This is a genomic window from Brevundimonas sp., assembly GCF_036732845.1.
Classification (GTDB): Bacteria; Pseudomonadota; Alphaproteobacteria; order Caulobacterales; family Caulobacteraceae; genus Brevundimonas.
Genome location: NZ_DAINBO010000001.1, coordinates 145,621 through 162,608, shown reverse-complemented (window position 1 = coordinate 162,608; position 16,988 = coordinate 145,621). Strand labels below are relative to the sequence as shown.

The 16,988-nt window shown below is 68.0% G+C and carries 17 protein-coding genes and 1 tRNA gene; 9 read left to right on the top strand and 9 right to left on the bottom strand.

Features of this window, described 5'->3' with window-relative positions; all coding sequences use genetic code 11:
• Positions 1–4 precede the first annotated feature (4 nt).
• Positions 5–910 carry a restriction endonuclease gene (locus tag V7D63_RS00870; RefSeq protein WP_333590366.1) on the top strand — a complete coding sequence of 302 codons (906 nt, stop codon included), beginning with the start codon at positions 5–7 and terminating at the stop codon, positions 908–910.
• Positions 911–1,070: 160 nt separating this feature from the next.
• On the opposite strand, the gene V7D63_RS00865 is transcribed toward V7D63_RS00870, so the two are convergent.
• From V7D63_RS00865 to V7D63_RS00850, 4 genes are all read right to left on the bottom strand, one after another.
• Entirely contained in the window at positions 1,071–2,156 is a 1,086-nt protein-coding gene (locus V7D63_RS00865; RefSeq protein WP_333590365.1) for a S41 family peptidase, read from the bottom strand.
• Between the two features lie 224 nt (positions 2,157–2,380).
• Positions 2,381–2,854, bottom strand: coding sequence for an Hpt domain-containing protein (locus V7D63_RS00860; RefSeq protein ID WP_333590364.1), 474 nt, complete (start codon positions 2,852–2,854; stop codon positions 2,381–2,383).
• Positions 2,855–2,918: 64 nt separating this feature from the next.
• The gene (locus V7D63_RS00855; RefSeq protein WP_333590363.1) at positions 2,919–3,698 is read right to left on the bottom strand and encodes an NAD kinase; all 780 of its coding nucleotides are present in this window, start codon (positions 3,696–3,698) and stop codon (positions 2,919–2,921) included.
• A gap of 31 nt (positions 3,699–3,729) precedes the next feature.
• Positions 3,730–4,857 carry a DUF2336 domain-containing protein gene (locus V7D63_RS00850; protein WP_333590362.1) on the bottom strand — a complete coding sequence of 376 codons (1,128 nt, stop codon included), beginning with the start codon at positions 4,855–4,857 and terminating at the stop codon, positions 3,730–3,732.
• 149 nt (positions 4,858–5,006) lie between these two features.
• Here V7D63_RS00850 and V7D63_RS00845 point away from each other — a divergent pair, with 149 nt between their 5' ends.
• From V7D63_RS00845 to V7D63_RS00830, 4 genes are all read left to right on the top strand, one after another.
• Positions 5,007–5,771, top strand: a complete 765-nt coding sequence (locus V7D63_RS00845; protein WP_333590361.1) for a class II aldolase/adducin family protein — start codon at positions 5,007–5,009, stop codon at positions 5,769–5,771.
• Positions 5,768–6,538 carry a hypothetical protein gene (locus V7D63_RS00840; RefSeq protein ID WP_333590360.1) on the top strand — a complete coding sequence of 257 codons (771 nt, stop codon included), beginning with the start codon at positions 5,768–5,770 and terminating at the stop codon, positions 6,536–6,538. The genes V7D63_RS00845 and V7D63_RS00840 overlap by 4 nt, the downstream gene beginning before the upstream one ends.
• 124 nt (positions 6,539–6,662) lie before the next feature.
• On the top strand, positions 6,663–7,805 hold the full coding sequence (locus V7D63_RS00835) for an efflux RND transporter periplasmic adaptor subunit (protein WP_333590359.1): 1,143 nt from the start codon (positions 6,663–6,665) through the stop codon (positions 7,803–7,805).
• Positions 7,805–10,990 carry an efflux RND transporter permease subunit gene (locus V7D63_RS00830; protein WP_333590417.1) on the top strand — a complete coding sequence of 1,062 codons (3,186 nt, stop codon included), beginning with the start codon at positions 7,805–7,807 and terminating at the stop codon, positions 10,988–10,990. The genes V7D63_RS00835 and V7D63_RS00830 overlap by 1 nt, the downstream gene beginning before the upstream one ends.
• A 159-nt stretch (positions 10,991–11,149) precedes the next feature.
• Here the strand turns inward: V7D63_RS00830 and V7D63_RS00825 are convergent, their stop codons facing one another.
• On the bottom strand, positions 11,150–11,662 hold the full coding sequence (locus V7D63_RS00825; protein WP_333590358.1) for a c-type cytochrome: 513 nt from the start codon (positions 11,660–11,662) through the stop codon (positions 11,150–11,152).
• Positions 11,663–11,823: 161 nt separating this feature from the next.
• Here V7D63_RS00825 and V7D63_RS00820 point away from each other — a divergent pair, with 161 nt between their 5' ends.
• Genes V7D63_RS00820 through V7D63_RS00810 form a run of 3 tightly spaced genes read left to right on the top strand, consistent with a single transcriptional unit; the run spans position 11,824 to position 14,745 of the window.
• Positions 11,824–12,090, top strand: a complete 267-nt coding sequence (locus V7D63_RS00820; RefSeq protein ID WP_333590357.1) for a FeoA family protein — start codon at positions 11,824–11,826, stop codon at positions 12,088–12,090.
• Positions 12,090–13,964, top strand: coding sequence for a ferrous iron transporter B (gene feoB / locus V7D63_RS00815; protein WP_333590356.1), 1,875 nt, complete (start codon positions 12,090–12,092; stop codon positions 13,962–13,964). The genes V7D63_RS00820 and feoB overlap by 1 nt, the downstream gene beginning before the upstream one ends.
• 25 nt (positions 13,965–13,989) lie before the next feature.
• Positions 13,990–14,745 carry a prepilin peptidase gene (locus V7D63_RS00810; protein ID WP_333590355.1) on the top strand — a complete coding sequence of 252 codons (756 nt, stop codon included), beginning with the start codon at positions 13,990–13,992 and terminating at the stop codon, positions 14,743–14,745.
• On the opposite strand, the gene V7D63_RS00805 is transcribed toward V7D63_RS00810, so the two are convergent.
• Both V7D63_RS00805 and V7D63_RS00800 read right to left on the bottom strand, forming a co-directional pair.
• Positions 14,732–15,361, bottom strand: coding sequence for a TetR/AcrR family transcriptional regulator (locus V7D63_RS00805; RefSeq protein ID WP_333590354.1), 630 nt, complete (start codon positions 15,359–15,361; stop codon positions 14,732–14,734). The genes V7D63_RS00810 and V7D63_RS00805 overlap by 14 nt on opposite strands.
• Positions 15,362–15,380: 19 nt before the next feature.
• A tRNA-Thr gene (locus tag V7D63_RS00800) sits at positions 15,381–15,456 on the bottom strand.
• 58 nt (positions 15,457–15,514) lie between these two features.
• Between V7D63_RS00800 and V7D63_RS00795 the strand changes: the two genes are divergently transcribed.
• Complete coding sequence (locus V7D63_RS00795) at positions 15,515–15,880, top strand: DMT family protein (protein ID WP_333590416.1); 366 nt, start codon at positions 15,515–15,517, stop codon at positions 15,878–15,880.
• On the opposite strand, the gene V7D63_RS00790 is transcribed toward V7D63_RS00795, so the two are convergent.
• Both V7D63_RS00790 and V7D63_RS00785 read right to left on the bottom strand, forming a co-directional pair.
• A complete protein-coding gene (locus tag V7D63_RS00790) occupies positions 15,877–16,284 on the bottom strand; it encodes a DUF1761 domain-containing protein (RefSeq protein ID WP_333590353.1) in 408 nt (135 codons plus the stop codon). The genes V7D63_RS00795 and V7D63_RS00790 overlap by 4 nt on opposite strands.
• Before the next feature lie 69 nt (positions 16,285–16,353).
• Positions 16,354–16,791, bottom strand: a complete 438-nt coding sequence (locus tag V7D63_RS00785) for an HIT family protein (protein WP_333590352.1) — start codon at positions 16,789–16,791, stop codon at positions 16,354–16,356.
• Positions 16,792–16,988: the final 197 nt, after the last annotated feature.

The following is a 16,988-nucleotide window of genomic DNA, read 5'->3' as shown; positions in this document are numbered from 1 at the left end:
AATATTGGCCATTCCTGACTTCCAGACGCTGATGTTACCCGTCCTGCGGTTTGCGGCCGACGGAGAGGTTACAATTCAGGACGCCGTCGAACTGATGGCCCAGAAATTTGGTCTATCTGATGAAGAGCGGAGCGAGCTGCTGCCGTCTGGTAAGCAGACGACATTTGCCAATAGAACCCACTGGGCGAAATTTTATCTCGGCAAAGCGGGTCTGATTCAGTTGACCCGCCGAAGCCATTTTGTGGCCAGTGAGCGTGGGCGATCAGTGTTGTCTAATCCACCCGAGCGAATAGACATCGCATTCCTTCGCCAGTTTCCAGATTTCGACCTAACCAAATCCCAGGTCGGGGGACAGAAAGCTATAGAAACAAGCGCCACTGCTGATGACCTGACGCCAGATGAAACGATGCGTCAGGCCCGTGATCTTCTGGAGACAGAATTGGGACGTGAACTCCTCTCACGTATCCAAGCTGCACCGCCTGCATTTTTCGAACGCGTTGTCGTGCAACTTCTCATCTCGATGGGTTACGGCGGCTCGCTTGCGCGAGCTGGCCGGGCATTGGGACGTAGCGGAGATGGCGGTGTCGATGGCGTAATTGATGAGGACACGCTCGGCCTCGATCGCATCTACGTTCAAGCGAAGCGCTATGCAGCCGGGAATGCTGTCGGTCCCGGCGAAATTCGTGACTTTTTCGGCGCTCTAGATCAGTTCAAAGCCGGCAAAGGACTGTTTGTTACGACCTCAAGTTTCACACCTTCTGCGATTAAAACGGTCGAAGGATTGAGCAAGCGGATCGTCTTGATTGATGGAACTCTGCTTACCCGGTTAATGATTGACCATGGTGTTGGCTGTAGGGTGGAGGATACCCTGTACGTCAAGAAGCTTGACGACGAATTCTTCGAATTCTGACCAACCTTCTCTTCCTCTGCGCCCGTAACTGTCCGTAGTCGCCGACCGGCCTGGCGTGAAGGCGGCGTCGGCGCCAGGCCCGGAGTGACGGGCGTCGGATGCCGTGGCGGGCCAACTGGGCGCGTCGGGGCGTTCGCCCGCCACGATCCCATGCGCCCGCTCAGTCGGCGGCGGCGGGCGGCGTCAGGGACGCCAGGCCTTCCTCGGCGATGGCGCGGCGGACGCCTTGGGCGTCTTTCAGGATGGCTTCCAGCGCCAGGCGGTGGGCGACGGTCAGGGCCTGATCGGCCGGAACCTCCACATCGGGGCGCACCCCGACGCCTTCCCAATTGGCGCCGGTCACGGTGTTGGTGACGATCTGCATCGGGATGAAGGCGGCGAAGCCCTCGGCCAGGGGACGATAACCGCCGGGCGTGGCGCCGCCCCAGGTGGACTGGCCCACCAGGACGGCGCGCTTCATGGCCTGGAGGTCATAGGCGAATTCCTCCGCGCCCGACCCGGTCTCGCCGTCGGTCAGCACATAGACGGGACGGCCGATGTAGGCGGGCGTGCGGGGCTGGGCGTAGATGGTGCGGCCTTCGGGCGGGCCGGCGGGATCATAGGTGTGGACCGTGGGCGTGGGCTGATCGACCAGATGGCCGATGACATTGGCCACCCCGGCCGGTTCGCCGCCCGGCGCGCCGCGCACGTCGATGATCAGGGCGCCGGTATCGGCCAGAATGCCCATGGCGGCGGCCAGTTTCTCGGTCACGGGCGGGGCGTCCAGGAACATATTGATCCGCAGATATCCGACATTGCCCGCCAGCCAGCGGATATCGGGAATCTCGGACCCGCGCAGGCGGATCTCCTCGTGGAAGGCGGCGATCTCTTCCGGCGGCGGCGGACCTTCGCTGAACCCGGCCAGGATCTCGGGACCCATGTAGCGGACGCGGAAATGGCGGTCGTCGACCAGGGGTGCGACCTGGCTGCGGATCAGGGCCAGCAGCTCGGCGGCGGTGCGGGCGTCGCGGAACGCTCCACGCTGTTCCATGGCTTCGATCTCGCGCGCGGCGGCGGCGCCCCGTTCCCGGAAGGCGAACCGTTCGCGCAGCACCTGGGCCAGCGACAGGACGACGGCGCGGTTCTGGTCGGCGCTAAGGCTGACGGACGCCGGGTCGGGCGCCGGTCCCGGCTGGGCCAGGGCCGCGACCGGGGTGAAGGCCAGGGCGATGACGGCCGCGCAAAGAGCCGGAAGCTGTCGGATCATGGATGCCTTTTCCTCTCTCTTGTTCCGAGACGAGAGGCGGCAAGGCGGGCCAATGGATGCAAGGGCGGGCGTTTTGCGGCGCCGACCTGTTCCGCACGGCGTCAACCCCAGTGTCCGTGATGACGGGACCCGAGTGCTGCGATCCCTCTCCCATTGGAAGAGGGCTTGAGCACCCGAGAGTCGTCAGGCGATCGGCTTCGCGCGAAAGGGTGAGGGCCGGACCCTCAGCCCAGATGTTCGGCGACGCGGGCTTCCAGGGCCTGGGCCAGGACGCGGCCGGTGGGGTGGTCGTCGGTCTGGATGCCGTCGCGCACCACGGCGCGGATGGCGTCGACGTGGGCGTCCAGGATCATCACTGGGGCGGCCATGCGCTTGGCCGGATCGTCCAGCATCTTGCACAGAGAGGCCGCCATGCGCGTGACCAGCGGATATTGATACGTGGCGCCCAGGCCCTTCAGGTCATGGGCGCGGAAATACAGGGCTTCGGCCGTCTCGGCCGAATAGCCGTTGGCGCGGATGTCGGCCTGGGCCTTGTCCAGCTTGTCGATCTCGTCCTGCAACCATTGGCCGAACTGGGTCGACATGGCCTTCAGGGCCTCCTCGGCGCGGGCGATGGCGCTGGCGTCGATGCCGAAGCTGCCGCCGACCTTGGCCTTGAGCGCGTTCGGGGGACGGATGACCTGGGCGGGGTTGCTCACGGGGGGGACTCCACAGTTGCGAAATCCACACTAGGGATCGGCCGTTAAGAAGCCGTCACTGCGATCAGGAGGCGAATTGTTCGGCCAATACACGTTCCTCGAACGAACGTCCGGCGTCGAACAGCATGGTCAGGGCCAGGTCGCGACGTTCAAACACCTCGACGCGGGCGATATGGCGCACCTCATAGCTGTCGGCGGTGGCGCTGACCGGCCGCTTGTCGCCCTCCAGCACGTCGAACCGCACCCGCGCCCTGTGCGACAACAGGGCGCCGCGCCAGCGCCGGGGCCGAAAGGCGCTGATCGGCGTCAGAGCCAGGCTCTGGGAATCCAGCGGGATGATCGGCCCGTGAGCCGACAGATTGTAGGCGGTCGATCCGGCGGGCGTGGCGATCAGGCAGCCGTCGCAGGACAGCTCCTCCATCCGCACCCGCTCGTCGACGGTGATGCGCAGCTTGGCGCTCTGGCGCGTCTGGCGCAGCAGCGAGACCTCGTTGATGGCCAGGGCGGAATGGTGTTCGCCGGCCTGGGTCTGGGCGTCCATCTGCAACGGATGGATGCGGGTGGGATCGGCCGCCGCGATGCGGGCGGGCAGGTCGTCTTCGGCATAGTCGTTCATCAGAAAGCCGACCGAGCCGCGGTTCATGCCGAACACGGGCGCGCCCCGGCCCAGGACGCTGTGCAGGGTCTCCAGCATGAAGCCGTCGCCGCCCAGGGCCACGATGACTTCGGCCTCTTCGGCCGCGACCTCGCCATAACGCCGCGCCAGCCGTTGCCGCGCGGCCTGAGCCTCGGGGCGTTCGCTGGCGACGAAGGCCAGGCGGGAAGGGAGGGGAGCGGCGTTCACACGTCGAAGGGAGCCGAGCGAAGCCTCGGCGTCAACCGGCCAGACGCAGGTCGAGCTGGCGGAACAGGCGTGCGGCCTCGTCCGCCGTCAGGGCCAGCGGCGTCCAGGGACCGTCGACGACCTCGGCCGGCCAGCCGCCGCTGAGCTTGCGCAGATCGTCCAGCAAGGCGACGAAGACGGTGCGGTCGATGCCCACGGCGACGCAGGCCAGATACAGCGGCTGGGGGCTGTCGGCCATGACGGCGGCCCGCACCTTGTCCAACGGAAACTCGCCCAGGGCGGCCAGGGCGTGCTCGAACAGGGTGCGGCGGTTCTCACGCAGGGCGCGGACGGCGAAACCGACGCGCAACTGACCGGCGGACTTCAGCTTGTCGATCAGTCGCCGTTCCATCTCCAGCGCCTCGGGATCGACCGGCTTCTGGGCCGTGCGGATGTTCCAGGCGGCGGTGCTGGACCCCACGGCGACATCGACGGCATGGGCCAGGGCGGCCTCATCGACGCGGAACCGTTCGCCGATCGACTGACGCAGGGCCTGGCCGACCCATTGATAGAGCTGTGACGCCATCTGGTCGTTCAGGCGCGGGTGGCGCGTCAACGGCGCCCGCAGACCGGCGACGCGGCGCGAGCTTTCGACCAGTCGGCGCAGGCCTTCCTCGCTGAGCTGGGCGGTGTGGTTGCCGGCCAGGGCGGTCATGACGGCGGGTTCGGCGTGATCGATCACCGCATCGGCGACGCGGCCGGACAGGTTCGGACGCCGGGCGACCTCGATGTGATGCTCCAGCGTCGCCTCGACCAGGATGCGCAGCAGATCCTCGTCCTTCAACAGGGGGCTGGCGGCGATGACGGGCCGGGCGATCTCGATCTCGTCCAGGGCCAACATGTGGATCAGGGCCGGCGGCGCCCATTCCGCCGTGGCCAGGCGGTCGGCCAGAACGGCGCGGATCTCGCGCTCGGCCTGCTGGGCCAGGGCCAGGAATATCTCGCTGAGGATCGGCGACAGTTCGACGCCCGGCGGATTGGCGTCGCACAGGGCCGCGACCGCCAGGAGCAAGCGCTGACGATCGTCCGCCGAGCGGCTTTTCGCCAGACTGATCAGACGTGCGAATTCGCTCTGGGGCGCGTCGGACGGATCGGCGGCCAAGGCCGCGGCGGCGTTCACCAGGCGATCTCCTTAGGGCGTCGCGCGGGAGGGTCGGTAACCGAGTAGATTACGTTTCTGAAAACGCGGTTAACGATGGCTGAACGCGGCCGCCTTGACGGGACCTCGCGCGCGGCGGACGTTCGGCGCCGATCACACAGGAGGCCGATATGGCGGACGGCGCAGTCGCATCGTTGAAATCCAGGGTGTCCGAGGGCGAATGGCAGGCGCGCGTCGATCTGGCGGCGCTGTACCGGCTGGTCGCCCTGCACGGCTGGGACGACATGATCTTCACCCACATCTCGGCCCGGGTGCCGGGACCGGAGCACCATTTCCTGATCAACCCCTACGGTTGGTATTTCGAGGAGATGACGGCCTCGTGCCTAGTGAAGGTCGATCTGGACGGGAACATCGTTCAAGAGACGACCAGCTTCATCAATCCGGCGGGTTTCACCATCCATTCGGCCGTCCACGCCGCGCGCGAGGACGCGAAATACGTCATCCATCTGCATACGGTGAACGGCGTCGGCGTGGCGGCTCAGAAGCACGGCCTGCTGCCCATCAGCCAGAACGCCTGTCTGTTGCAGCATCAGGTCGCCTATCACGGCTATGAGGGGCTGGCGCTGAACCATGACGAGCGCGCGCGGCTGGTGGCGGACATGGGCGACAAGACGCTGATGCTGTTGCGAAACCACGGGACGCTGGCGGTCGGAGAGACGGCGGCCATGGCCTGGGTCGGGATCTTCTTCCTGGAGCGGGCCTGCGCCCAGCAGGTGGCGGCCCTGTCGGGCGGCCGGGACAATGTGCTGATCGCGCCCGACGCGGCCCAGGCCGAAACCAAGGAGCAGGGACGCGGCATCGGCTTCGTCTCGTCCCTGGCCTGGCCCGGCGCCTTGCGGATGCTGGACCGGAAGAATCCGGGTTACGACGTTTGAGACACGTCGCCGTCGCGCTGTTGCTGGCGGCGGCGCCGTCGGCGGCCTGGGCCAGCGCCTGGACCCAGCCGAAGGGCCAGGGCCAGGTCATCGTCAAATGGGAGGACATGCGAGCCGAACGGGGCTTCGACCCGTCGGGTTCTCTGGCCGATCTGCCGGGCGATCGAATCGACCGGACGCTGGGAGTGTTCGCCGAATACGGCCTGACCGAACGGCTGACGGTTCAGGTCAAGGGCGACTGGCAGGACGGACAGGACTTTTTCGTCGATTATGAGGGGCGCGGGCCGCTGGAGCTGGGGCTGACCTGGCAGGCCTATCGCGACGATAAGACGGCCGTCAGCCTGTATGCGGGATACGCCGACGCGGGCGAGGGGCGAAACGCCGGCTACGCCGCGCCGGGCGAGGGGCGAGGCGACTGGGAGGTGCGGGCCTCGGTCGGGCGCAACCTTCAGGGCGTCGGCGGGCCGTGGGCGCCCGATCGCAGCTTCATCGAGCTTCAGACCGCCCGGCGGATGCGCGCGGGCCTGCCGGATGAGACGCGCCTGGACCTGACCCTGGGCGGCCATTTCGGGCGGGACTGGATGGTGTTGAGCCAGGCCTTCGGCGGCATGACCGACGACGACGGCGCGCGCTGGCTGTCGGTCGAGACCTCGGTGGTGCGGCGGTTCGGCGACTGGAGCGTCCAGGCGGGCTGGCGCGAGGCGGTGGCCGGACGCGAGACGCCGGAAAGCCGGGGATGGGTGCTGGCCGTGTGGCGCCGGTTCTGAAATTCGCTCGCCGCGTCGCGACGGAATCTGAAACGGCGCGCGTTACAGAGACTTTGGTTGCGTCGCGGTCCCCAGACGTTAAGTCGGACGCGTCGTCGTCTGACAAAACCGGAGCCTTTCCCGCGTGATCAAACGTCATTTCTTCATCGTCGGCGCCGCTGTCCTATTGGGCCTGATGGTGTTGGCCGCCGTGCTGCGGATCGCCCTGGCGGACGATGACAAGGGCGGCTCCGGCGGGCCGGGCGGCGGCCGGGGCGGTCCCGGCGGCGGACGCGGGCAACAGGTGGCCGTCGCCACGGTGGCGCCGCGCGAGTTCTCGGACACGATTCAGGTGCTGGGCGTGGCGCGCGGCCTGCGTTCGGTGACCATCACCTCCTCGACCACCGAGCTGATCACGCGCGTGCTGTTCCGCGACGGACAGACGGTCGCCGCCGGCCAGCCTCTGGTCCAGCTTCAGGCGCGCGAGGAAGACGCCGACATCATCGAGGCCCGCGCCCGCGTGGCCCAGGCCGAGCGCGAACACGAACGCTACAAGGAACTGGCCGAACGCGGTGTGGCCCCGCGCGTCACGGCCGAGAACGCCGAGACGGCGCTGGAGACGGCGCGCGCCGCCCTGGCCGCCGCCCAGGCGCGGTTGGGCGACCGGGTCATCCGCGCGCCCTTTGCCGGGACCCTGGGCCTGACCACGGTGACGGCCGGGACCCTGATCAACCCCGGCGCGGCGATCACCACCCTGGACGACACCCGGACGATCCGCGTCGACTTCCCGGTGCCGGAACGTTTCCTGGGGCGGTTGCGGCCCGGCACGCCGATCGTGGCGACGTCCGACGCCTTTCCGGGCCAGAGTTTCTCGGGGCGGATCGCCCTGATCGACAGCCGGGTCAATGAACAGACGCGCGCCGCCACGGCGCGGGCCGAATTCCCCAATCCCGGCGGCGCCATGCGGCCGGGCATGCTGATGCGCGTGGCCGTGCGCCAGGGCGCGCGAACGGCGGCGGCGGCGCCCGAGGCGGCGGTGCAGTACGAGGGCCAGCGCGCCTTCGTCTTCCGCATCGCGCGCGGCGAGCGCGGCTCGACCGCCCAGCGGGCCGAGATCGAACCCGGCGCGGTCGAGAACGGCTTCGTCGAGATCCTGTCCGGCGTCGAGACCGGCGAACGCATCGTCGGCTCGGGCCTGAACCGCATCCAGCCGGGCGCGCCGGTCAGCCCGGCGGGCGAAGGCCGCGCGTCGGCTCAAGGCGGCGCCCAGCGGAAGTCGGCGCAATGATGCTGTCGGACCTTTCCGTCCGGCGTCCCGTCTTCGCGGCGGTGGCGGCCATCGTGCTGTGCGTCATCGGCGCGGCGGCCTTCTTCTTCCTGCCGGTGCGCGAACTGCCGGACGTCGATCCGCCGATCGTCTCGGTCAACACCAGCTACGCCGGGGCGTCGGCCGAGGTGATCGAAAGCCGGATCACCGAACCGATCGAACAACAGATCGCCGGACTGCAAGGCGTCGAGCGGATCAATTCGACCAGCCGCGACGGCCGCTCGAACATCAATATCGAGTTCAGCCTGGACCGGAACATCGACGACGCCGCCAATGACGTGCGCGATCGGATCAGCCGGGTCGCGGGCCGTCTGCCCGACCAGGCCGACCCGCCTCAGGTGGCCAAGGCCGATTCCGACAGCCAGCCGATCATCATCCTGTTCCTGCGCTCCAGCAGCATGAACCGGCTGCAACTGACCGACTACGCCGACCGCTATCTGATCGACCGGCTGTCGACGGTGAACGGCGTGGCCCAGGTGCAGATCTACGGCGAGCAGCGCTACGCCATGCGCATCTGGCTGGACCCGACGGCCATGGCGGCGCGGGGCCTGACGGTGCAGGACGTGGAGAGCGCCCTGACCAGCCAGAACGTCGAACTGCCCGCCGGGGCGCTGGAATCGACGGACAAGGACTACACCGTCCGCGTGGCCCGCAACTACGCCACGCCCGCCCAGTTCGCGGCCCTGCCGATCGGCACGCGCGGCTCGGCGGCGGCGACGACCGGCACGGGGGCCGCCGCCCTGATCGCCGGAGCGCCGACCTATGTGACGCGGCTGGGCGACATCGCTCGCGTCGAGGAGGCGCCGGCCGAGGCGCGGCGCCTGTTCCGCGGCAACGGCCTGGATCAGATCGGCCTGGCCGTCACGCGTCAGGCCCAGTCGAACGACCTGGCCATCTCCAAGGGCGTCACCGACCTGCTGGAAGAGATTCGCCCGACCCTGCCCGAGGGCGTCGAACTGGTCGTCGGCTCGGACAATTCGGTCTTCACCAAACACGCCATCGAAGAGGTGTGGATCACCATCGGCATCTCCATGCTGCTGGTGGCCCTGGTCAATTTCATCTTCCTGGGCAGTTTCCGGGCGGCGTTGATCCCGTCGATCGTGGCGCCGATCTGTCTGTTGGCGACCTTCATGGTTCTGGCGCCGCTGGGCTTTTCGCTGAACCTGCTGACCCTGCTGGCCCTGGTTCTGGCCATCGGCCTGGTGGTCGACGACGCCATCGTGGTGACCGAGAACATTCAGCGGCGGCTGGATCACGGCGAGCCGCCGCTGGTCGCGGCCGAGCGCGGCGCGCGTCAGGTGTTCTTCGCCGTGGTGGCGACGACCGTGGTGCTGCTGGCGGTGTTCGCGCCCCTGCTGTTCCTGCCCGGATACGTCGGGCGGCTGTTCGTGGAGCTGGCGGCGGCCATCGCGGCGGCCGTGGCCTTTTCGGCCTTCCTGGCGCTCAGCCTGTCGCCGATGCTGGCGTCCAAGATCCTGAAGCCGGCCGAGGGTTCGGGCTGGCTGGCGCGGCGGGTCGACCGGGCCATGGACGGGCTGAAGAACTCGTACCGCAGCTCGCTGGAAGCCCTGATGGGGCGCAAGGCGGCCGTGGTCGGCGTGGTCGGTCTGGTGCTGCTGGTCGGCGCGGGCGCGGCGGGCATCTTCCTGACCCTGCCCGACGAACTGGTGCCGCCCGAGGATCGCGGCCGGGTCACGGTGCGGGTCCAGGGTCCCGAGGGCGCCGGTTTTGAATACACCAAGAAGATCATGCTGGGGCTGGAGCCGATCCTGGCCGAATACCGCCAGGGCGGCGAAGTCGATTCCTATCTGGTCTCGGCGCCGGGCTTCGGCGGCGGCAGCTTCAACTCGGGCAACGCCGTCCTGACCCTGAAGGATTGGTCCGAACGCACCCGCTCGGCCGACGAGATTTCGCAGGAGCTGAACGGCAAGCTGCGCGGCCAGACCGACGCCCAGGTCAACGCCAGCGTGCCCGGCGCCTTCCAACGCGGCGGCGGCAATTCCAACTCGGTCGAGATGATCGCCACCGGCTCGGATTATGAGCAGTTGTTCCAGTGGCTTCAGCCCGTGCTGGCGGCGGCCAAGGAATACCCCGGCTTCTCGCGGCCGCGTCTGAACTATGAACCGAACGCGCCGCGCCTGTTGGTCGATGTCGACCCGCAGAAGGCAGCGGGCCTGGGCGTGTCGTCGCAGCAGGTGGGCCGTACGCTGGAGACCATGTTCGGTTCGCGCCGGGCCACCACCTATATTCGCGGCGGCCAGGAATACGACGTCATCTTGCAGACCGACCGCGACGAGCGGCGCAACGTCAGTGATCTGGAGGCCCTGTACGTCGCCACGGGCGGCGGACAGTTGGTGCCGCTGTCGGCCGTGGTGACGACCCAGACCACGGGCGACACGCCCGACCGGCGCCGTCTGGACCGCCAGCGCGCGATCACCCTGAGCGCCGACCTGAATCCCGGCACGACCCTGGCCGACGCGGTCGCCTTCCTGAACGCGGAGGTGGCCAAACAGCCAGGCGGCGTCGGGGCCATCCGCTGGGGCGGCGCGGCGCGTGACCAGCAAGAGGCGGGCGGCGCGGTGACGGCGGCCTTCGGCCTGGCGCTGCTGCTGGTCTTCCTGGTTCTGGCGGCCCAGTTCGAGAGCTGGATCACGCCCGCGGTCATCATGCTGACCGTGCCCCTGGCGGCGGCGGGGGGCTTGTTCGGCCTGCTGATGGCCGGGTCCAGCCTGAACATCTATTCGCAGATCGGCCTGATCATCCTGATCGGGGTGGCGGCCAAGAACGGCATCCTGATCGTCGAGTTCGCCAACCAGTTGCGCGACCAGGGGCGCTCGATCCGCGAGGCGATCATCGAATCCTCTTCGCTGCGTCTGCGGCCGATCATCATGACCTCGATCGCCACCGCCTTCGGCGCCCTGCCGCTGGTGCTGTGGCATGGCGCGGGGGCGGGCAGCCGCCAGACCATCGGCGTGGTCATCTTCGCCGGGGCGATCTTCGCCACCATGCTGACGCTGTTCGTGGTGCCGGTGATCTATGGCGTGCTGGCGCGCTTCACCCGCTCGCCGGAATACACCGCCCGCAAGATCGAGGAGTGGGAGGCCCAGGAGGCCACGGCCAACGACGCCAGGGCGGCGGCGGAGTGAGCCGATGCCCTTCTCCCCTCGCGGGAGAAGGTGGGCGCCGGAGGCGCTCGGATGAGGGGGCTGTGCCCGCGAGCTGACTGTCTGATGATGAGGGTGTTTCAAACAGCCCCCTCATCCGTCTCGCTGTGCGAGCCACCTTCTCCCGCAAGGGGAGAAGGATCAGGAAGGCGCCGTCGTGTTCAGTTGCAGCCAGGCGATCAGGTCGCGGCGGTCGTCGGCGTCGGGCAGGCCGGCGAAGCTCATCTTGTTGCCGGGCAGGAAGGTGCGCGGATTCTCCAGCCAGTGGTCGATGCGCTCGCCGTCCCAGGTGATGTCCGCCTCTTGCACGGCCTTGGAGTAGTTGAAGCCCGGATGGGTCCCGGCCTTGCGGCCGAACACGCCCCACAGGTTCGGTCCCGTCATGTTCGGGCCGCCGGGCGTGATGGTGTGGCACGACCGACAGCGGGCGAAGGCGCGGCGGCCGTTCTCCAGATCGGCGGCGTTATAGGGCGCGGGCAGGGCGGCCAGCGCCGCCTGCATCTGGGCCTCGCTGGGGGCGGGTGCGGCAGGTGCGGCAGGTGCGGTAGGCGCGGCGGGCACGGGCGTCGCGGGCGCGTCGGAGGCGGAGGACGAACCCTGGCCGCACGCGGCGAGGGCCAGGAACGAGGCGGTCAGGACCAGGCGGCGGATCATGTTTCCCTCTGAAAGCGCGCCTTCTGATAGCGCAATCCGTCGGCGCGGCAATGCGTCCTTAGCGCGCGCTGGACGCGGGTGATCCGCTCCTGATAATCACTGTCAACTTAGCGGTGCGGACGCGCGCCGAGATTCAGACAGTTTGGCGTTCTGAGAGTTCCATGTCCGACGAAATTCCCCTCAGCCAGGCCCGGCGCGGCGATCGCGGCGTCATCGTCCAGGTCGGCGGCCGTTGTCACCATCAGGAGCATGAGACCGAGCTGGAGCGGCGCCTGCTGGAGTTGGGCTTCGTCGAGGGGGCCTCGGTCGAGCTGCTGCATGAGGGCCTGTTCGGCCGCGACCCGATCGCCATGAAGGTCGACGACATGCGGGTGGCCCTGCGTCGGCATGAGGCGGCCAATCTGACCATCCGGCGCGAGGCGCGCTGATGGACGTCGCCGTGAAGCCCGCCCGCATCGCCCTGGTCGGCAATCCCAACAGCGGCAAGACCGCCCTGTTCAACGCCCTGACCGGCGCCCACCAGAAGGTCGCCAACTACGCCGGGGTCACCGTCGAGCGGAAGGAGGGGGTGATCCGTTCGCCCTCGGGCCGCACCCTGTCGGTGCTGGACCTGCCGGGCACCTATTCGCTGCGGGCGCGCAGCCCCGATGAAGAGGTGACCCGCGACGCCGTCCTGGGCCGCCTGGCGGGCGAGACCGCGCCGGACGCGGTGATCCTGGTGGCCGATGCGACCAATCTGCGTCTTGTGCTGCGGCTGGCGCTGGAGATGAAGGCCGTGGGGCGGCCGATGGTTCTGGCCCTGAACATGTACGACATCGCCCAGCGCCAGGGCCTGCGCATCGATCTGGAGCGGCTGTCGGCCGAACTGGGCGTGCGCATCGTGCCGACCGTCGCCACCCGCAAGCGCGGCGTCGAGGAGTTGATCGCCGCCGCCGAGGACCTGATCGTATCCGGCGCCCCGGCGGGCGAGGGGACCTGGCACGCGCCCGACGCGGCCGAAATCCGCGCCGCCCACCACCAGGCCGAGCGGATCATGAAGGCCTGCGTCAAGCCGCCGGAACGGCCCGACACCCTGACCGGCCGGATCGATTCCGTCCTGCTGCACCCGGTCGGCGGGCTGGTGATCCTGCTGGCCCTGCTGTTCGTCATGTTCCAGGCGGTTTTCACCTGGGCCACGCCCCTGATGGACGGCATCGAGGCGGCCCTGGGCGCCCTAGGCGTCTGGGTGGCCGCGGCCCTGCCCGACGGGTTGTTGCAGAGTCTGATCGTCGACGGCCTGATCGCGGGGGTCGGCAGCGTGCTGGTCTTCCTGCCGCAGATCCTGATCCTGTTCGCCTTCATCATCCTGCTGGAGGATTTCGGCTACATGGCCCGGGCCGCCTTCCTGATGGACCGGATCATGGGCGGTGCGGGCCTGCATGGGCGGGCCTTCATCCCGCTTCTGTCCAGTTTCGCCTGCGCCATTCCTGGCGTGATGGCGGCGCGGGTGATCGATTCCAAGCGCGACCGGCTGACCACCATCATGGTGGCGCCGCTGATGACCTGTTCGGCGCGCATCCCGGTCTACACCCTGATCATCGCCGCCTTCATTCCGAACCAGACGGTCTGGGGCTTCGCCAGTCTGCAAGGGCTGGTGATGTTCGGCCTGTATGCGGCGGGCATCGTCAGCGCCCTGGCCGTGTCCTTCGTCATCCGGCGCATCTTTTGGCGCGGCGCGGTCGAGCCGTTCATGATGGAGCTGCCGGCCTATAAGGCGCCGCATCTGAAGAGCGTGCTGTTCAACCTGTGGCTGCGGGCGCGGATCTTCCTGGAGCGGGCGGGGCGGATCATCCTGCCCTTGATGGTCATCGTCTGGGCGATGTCGACCTTCCCCTATCCGCCCGAGGGCGCGACGGGACCGGCCATCGACTATTCCTTCGCCGGCATGCTGGGCCAGGCGCTGGAGCCGATCTTCGCCCCCATCGGCTTCAACTGGCAGATGGTCATCGCCCTGATCCCCGGCATGGCCGCGCGCGAGGTGGCCGTGGCGGCCCTGGGTTCGGTCTATGCCATCGCCGACGCCGAAGGCTCGGGCGTGGGCGCCCTGGCCACGACGCTGGCGGGACAGTGGTCGCTGGCCACGGCCCTGGCCTTCCTGGCCTGGTACGTCTTCGCGCCCCAGTGCGTGGCGACCCTGGGCGTGGTGCGGCGCGAGACCAATTCGCTGAAGTGGACGTGGATCATGATCGTCTACATGTTCGGCTTGGCCTATCTGGCGGCCTTCATCACCTATCGGGTGGCGGTGGCCCTGGGCGGGGGCTAAGCAAGGGCGTCCCGCCGGAGCCTGCATGATCCTGAACGCCGTCATCCTCGGACTGCTGGGCCTGATCGTCGGCAGTTTCCTGGCCGCGGTCAGCGTGCGCCTGCCGGCCGAGGAGGACGTGGTCTTCAAGCGGTCGCATTGCCGAAGCTGCGGCGCGACCCTGAAGCCTTGGCATCTGGTCCCGGTGATCAGTTGGCTGGCGCTGCGCGGACGATGCGGCCTGTGCCGGGCGGCGATCTCGCCGCGCTATCCGCTGATCGAGCTGGCGGCCGGGCTGATCGGCGTCTGGGCGGCGCTGCATGGCGGCGGCTGGATCATGATGAGCGCGACGGCCCTGCTGGGGTGGCAGCTCCTGCTGATCGCCCTGATCGACGCCGAGCATTTCTGGCTGCCGGACGAACTGACCTTTCCGCTGATCGTCACCGGGATCGGGGCGGCGGCCCTGATCCAGCGGGGCTGGCCCATCGACGCCGGGATCGGCGCCGTCGCCGGTTTCGCCATCCTGTGGGGGATCGCCTGGGTCTATCGGGCGTGGAGGAAACGCGACGGCCTGGGCGGGGGCGATCCCTTCCTGTTCGCGGGGGCGGGCGCCTGGGTCGGTTGGGCGGGCCTGCCCAGCGTGCTGCTGTGGGCCTGTGTCGTGGGGTTCAGTCTGGTGGCGGCGCGGTTGATCATGCGGCGTCGGGTCAGGGGCGACGACCGGCTGCCGTTCGGGAGCCTGCTGGCGGTGGGCGTTTGGCTGGTCTGGCTGTTCGGGCCGTTGGGCGTCAGCGCCCTGTAGTCAGGCGGACCACCATATGGGCCGTGGTGTCCAGGATCGCCTCGGCCGTATCGGCGCGCAGCAGCAGGTCGAAGCCGTCGGCCATCGATTCCACCATGTTCGCCACCTGATAGGAGGCCAGGCGCGGGTCCAGGCCCTCGGGCTGGCGGCCGCCGGCTCGGGCCTCGGCGATGCGGCGCTCCAGCGCCAGGTGCAGGCGGCGCAGGCGGCGGATGCGGCTGTCGGCGAAGGCGGCGTGGCCCTGGTCCGCCAGCATGTGCTCGATGCGCAGAGCGTGGCCGTGCGTGCGCCACATGGCCAGGGCGTCATCGACATAGGCGCGGGCGGCGGCGACGGCGCGCTCGCCCGCCAGGTCGCCCTGGAAATGGCGGGCCAGGGCGTTGCAATCCTCGGTCGCCGCTTCGCACAGCGCTAGAACGACATCCTCCACGGCACTGAAATAGGTATAGAAACTGGCCGGAGACACACCCGCCGCCAGCGCCACGTCGGCGGTGCGGACGGCGCCGAAATGGCGTTCCCTCAACAGGGTCGAACCGGCGTTCATCAGGGCCTGGCGGGTGCGCCCGCCGCGCGCGCCCATCCGATGGCCCAGTTTGTTGATCGTGGTCGTCGGCATGGAACCCGCCGAAGAAAGATGGTGCCGGTTGCAGGAATCGAACCCGCGACATCCAGTTTACAAAACTGGCGCTCTACCAACTGAGCTAAACCGGCCCGGTTCGGGCCGCTCTTATGCTGGCGGAATCCGCATGGCGCAAGCATGGTGCGGCCCATGCCGCCCATGCCCTATCTGACGCCGATCGCCCTGTTGGTCCTGTCGAACGTCTTCATGACCTTCGCCTGGTACGGTCATCTGAAGTTCGGATCGAAGCCCTTGTGGATCGTGGTCCTGGTCAGTTGGGGGATCGCCTTTTTTGAATACTGCCTGGCGGTTCCGGCCAATCGGATCGGGCATCAGGTCTATTCGGCGGCCGAGCTGAAGACGATGCAGGAGGTCATCACCCTGTTGGTCTTCGCGGTGTTTTCGGTGACGATCCTGGGTGAGCGGCTGACGATGAACCACGCCGTGGGCTTCGCCCTGATCGCGGGCGGGGCGTGGTTCATCTTCAGGGGGCCGCTGACGGCGCCGCTGTTCTAGGCCTTGGGCTTCAGCTTCAAACCGCCGATGACGGCCCCGCCGACGATATAGACGGCCAGCAGGTGCGAGGCGTCGATCCACAACAGCCCCATCGGCTCGGTCTGGTAGATATAGCCGTAGGCCATGGTCATCAGGGCGAAGAAGACGCAGGCCATCAGGCCGATGCGCGCGCCGTTCAGCCAGCCCTCGCCTAGCTTTCCGATCAACCAGCCCAGGCCGACCATGACGACGAAGGTTTGGACCAGGCCCAGGACCATGGCCGCGGTCGATCCCCCGGCCTCTGGAGAGACGCCGGACAGTTCGATCCATTGCGCCTCGAAGATGACGCCGTACCAGAGGAAGCCGATGAAATAGGCGATCACGGTCGCCACGATGATGCCGAGCCAGTTCAGTTTCATGGTCATGAGACGCCCCCTCCTGCTGGGCGGACTCGCCAGGCTAGGCCGCTGGGCGACGCCGTCAATGAACGGCGTTCACTGCAATTGTGCGGCTATTTTCCCAGCCAGGGCCTGAAGCGCCGCCGTCTCGGCCATGGGGGCGTGGCCGTGGCCCTTCATCGGCCGGTCGGTCCAGCGCGGCACGATGTGGAAATGCAGGTGGAAGACGGTCTGGCCCCCGGCCTCGCCGTTGAACTGCATCAGGCTGATGCCGTCGGGTTTGAGGGCCTTATCGACGGCGTGGGCGGTGCGCCGGACGGCGGCGGTCAGGCGGGCCAGGTCCTGATCCTCGATCTCCAGGATGTTGCGCGCGGTCGAGGTCTTGGAGATGACCAGCACATGGCCTTCCGACTGCGGAAACACGTCCATGAAGGCCAGGACGTGGTCATCCTCCCACACCGTCACGCTGGGGATCTCGCCGCGCAGGATCTTGGCGAAGACATTGTCGGGATCATAGGCGCCGTGCAGGCTCATGTGAGGCTCCGAGGGGTTGGGCGCGGCAGGGTGCGGCCAATAATTTTTCGATTCTGTACCAGTACAGATCGACGCTCAAGCGGCCTGACCTGTCAGGGATCGAACCCATGTTTGGGGGCGGCGATCCGTTTGGCGTGCGAACCATCCGATTGATTTCAAAGGGCGATGCGTGGGGTGGGGTGCGTGCATGGTCCAAT

What these genes read in the sequence shown, in the direction of transcription:
- V7D63_RS00865 (WP_333590365.1), bottom strand. Translation starts at nt 2,156, where the DNA reads ATGATCCGACAGCTTCCGGCTCTTTGCGCGGCCGTCATCGCCCTGGCC.
- V7D63_RS00845 (WP_333590361.1), top strand. Translation starts at nt 5,007, where the DNA reads ATGGCGGACGGCGCAGTCGCATCGTTGAAATCCAGGGTGTCCGAGGGC.
- V7D63_RS00830 (WP_333590417.1), top strand. Translation starts at nt 7,805, where the DNA reads ATGCTGTCGGACCTTTCCGTCCGGCGTCCCGTCTTCGCGGCGGTGGCG.
- V7D63_RS00825 (WP_333590358.1), bottom strand. Translation starts at nt 11,662, where the DNA reads ATGATCCGCCGCCTGGTCCTGACCGCCTCGTTCCTGGCCCTCGCCGCG.
- V7D63_RS00820 (WP_333590357.1), top strand. Translation starts at nt 11,824, where the DNA reads ATGTCCGACGAAATTCCCCTCAGCCAGGCCCGGCGCGGCGATCGCGGC.
- feoB (WP_333590356.1), top strand. Translation starts at nt 12,090, where the DNA reads ATGGACGTCGCCGTGAAGCCCGCCCGCATCGCCCTGGTCGGCAATCCC.
- V7D63_RS00810 (WP_333590355.1), top strand. Translation starts at nt 13,990, where the DNA reads ATGATCCTGAACGCCGTCATCCTCGGACTGCTGGGCCTGATCGTCGGC.
- V7D63_RS00805 (WP_333590354.1), bottom strand. Translation starts at nt 15,361, where the DNA reads ATGCCGACGACCACGATCAACAAACTGGGCCATCGGATGGGCGCGCGC.
- V7D63_RS00795 (WP_333590416.1), top strand. Translation starts at nt 15,515, where the DNA reads ATGCCGCCCATGCCCTATCTGACGCCGATCGCCCTGTTGGTCCTGTCG.
- V7D63_RS00790 (WP_333590353.1), bottom strand. Translation starts at nt 16,284, where the DNA reads ATGACCATGAAACTGAACTGGCTCGGCATCATCGTGGCGACCGTGATC.
- V7D63_RS00785 (WP_333590352.1), bottom strand. Translation starts at nt 16,791, where the DNA reads ATGAGCCTGCACGGCGCCTATGATCCCGACAATGTCTTCGCCAAGATC.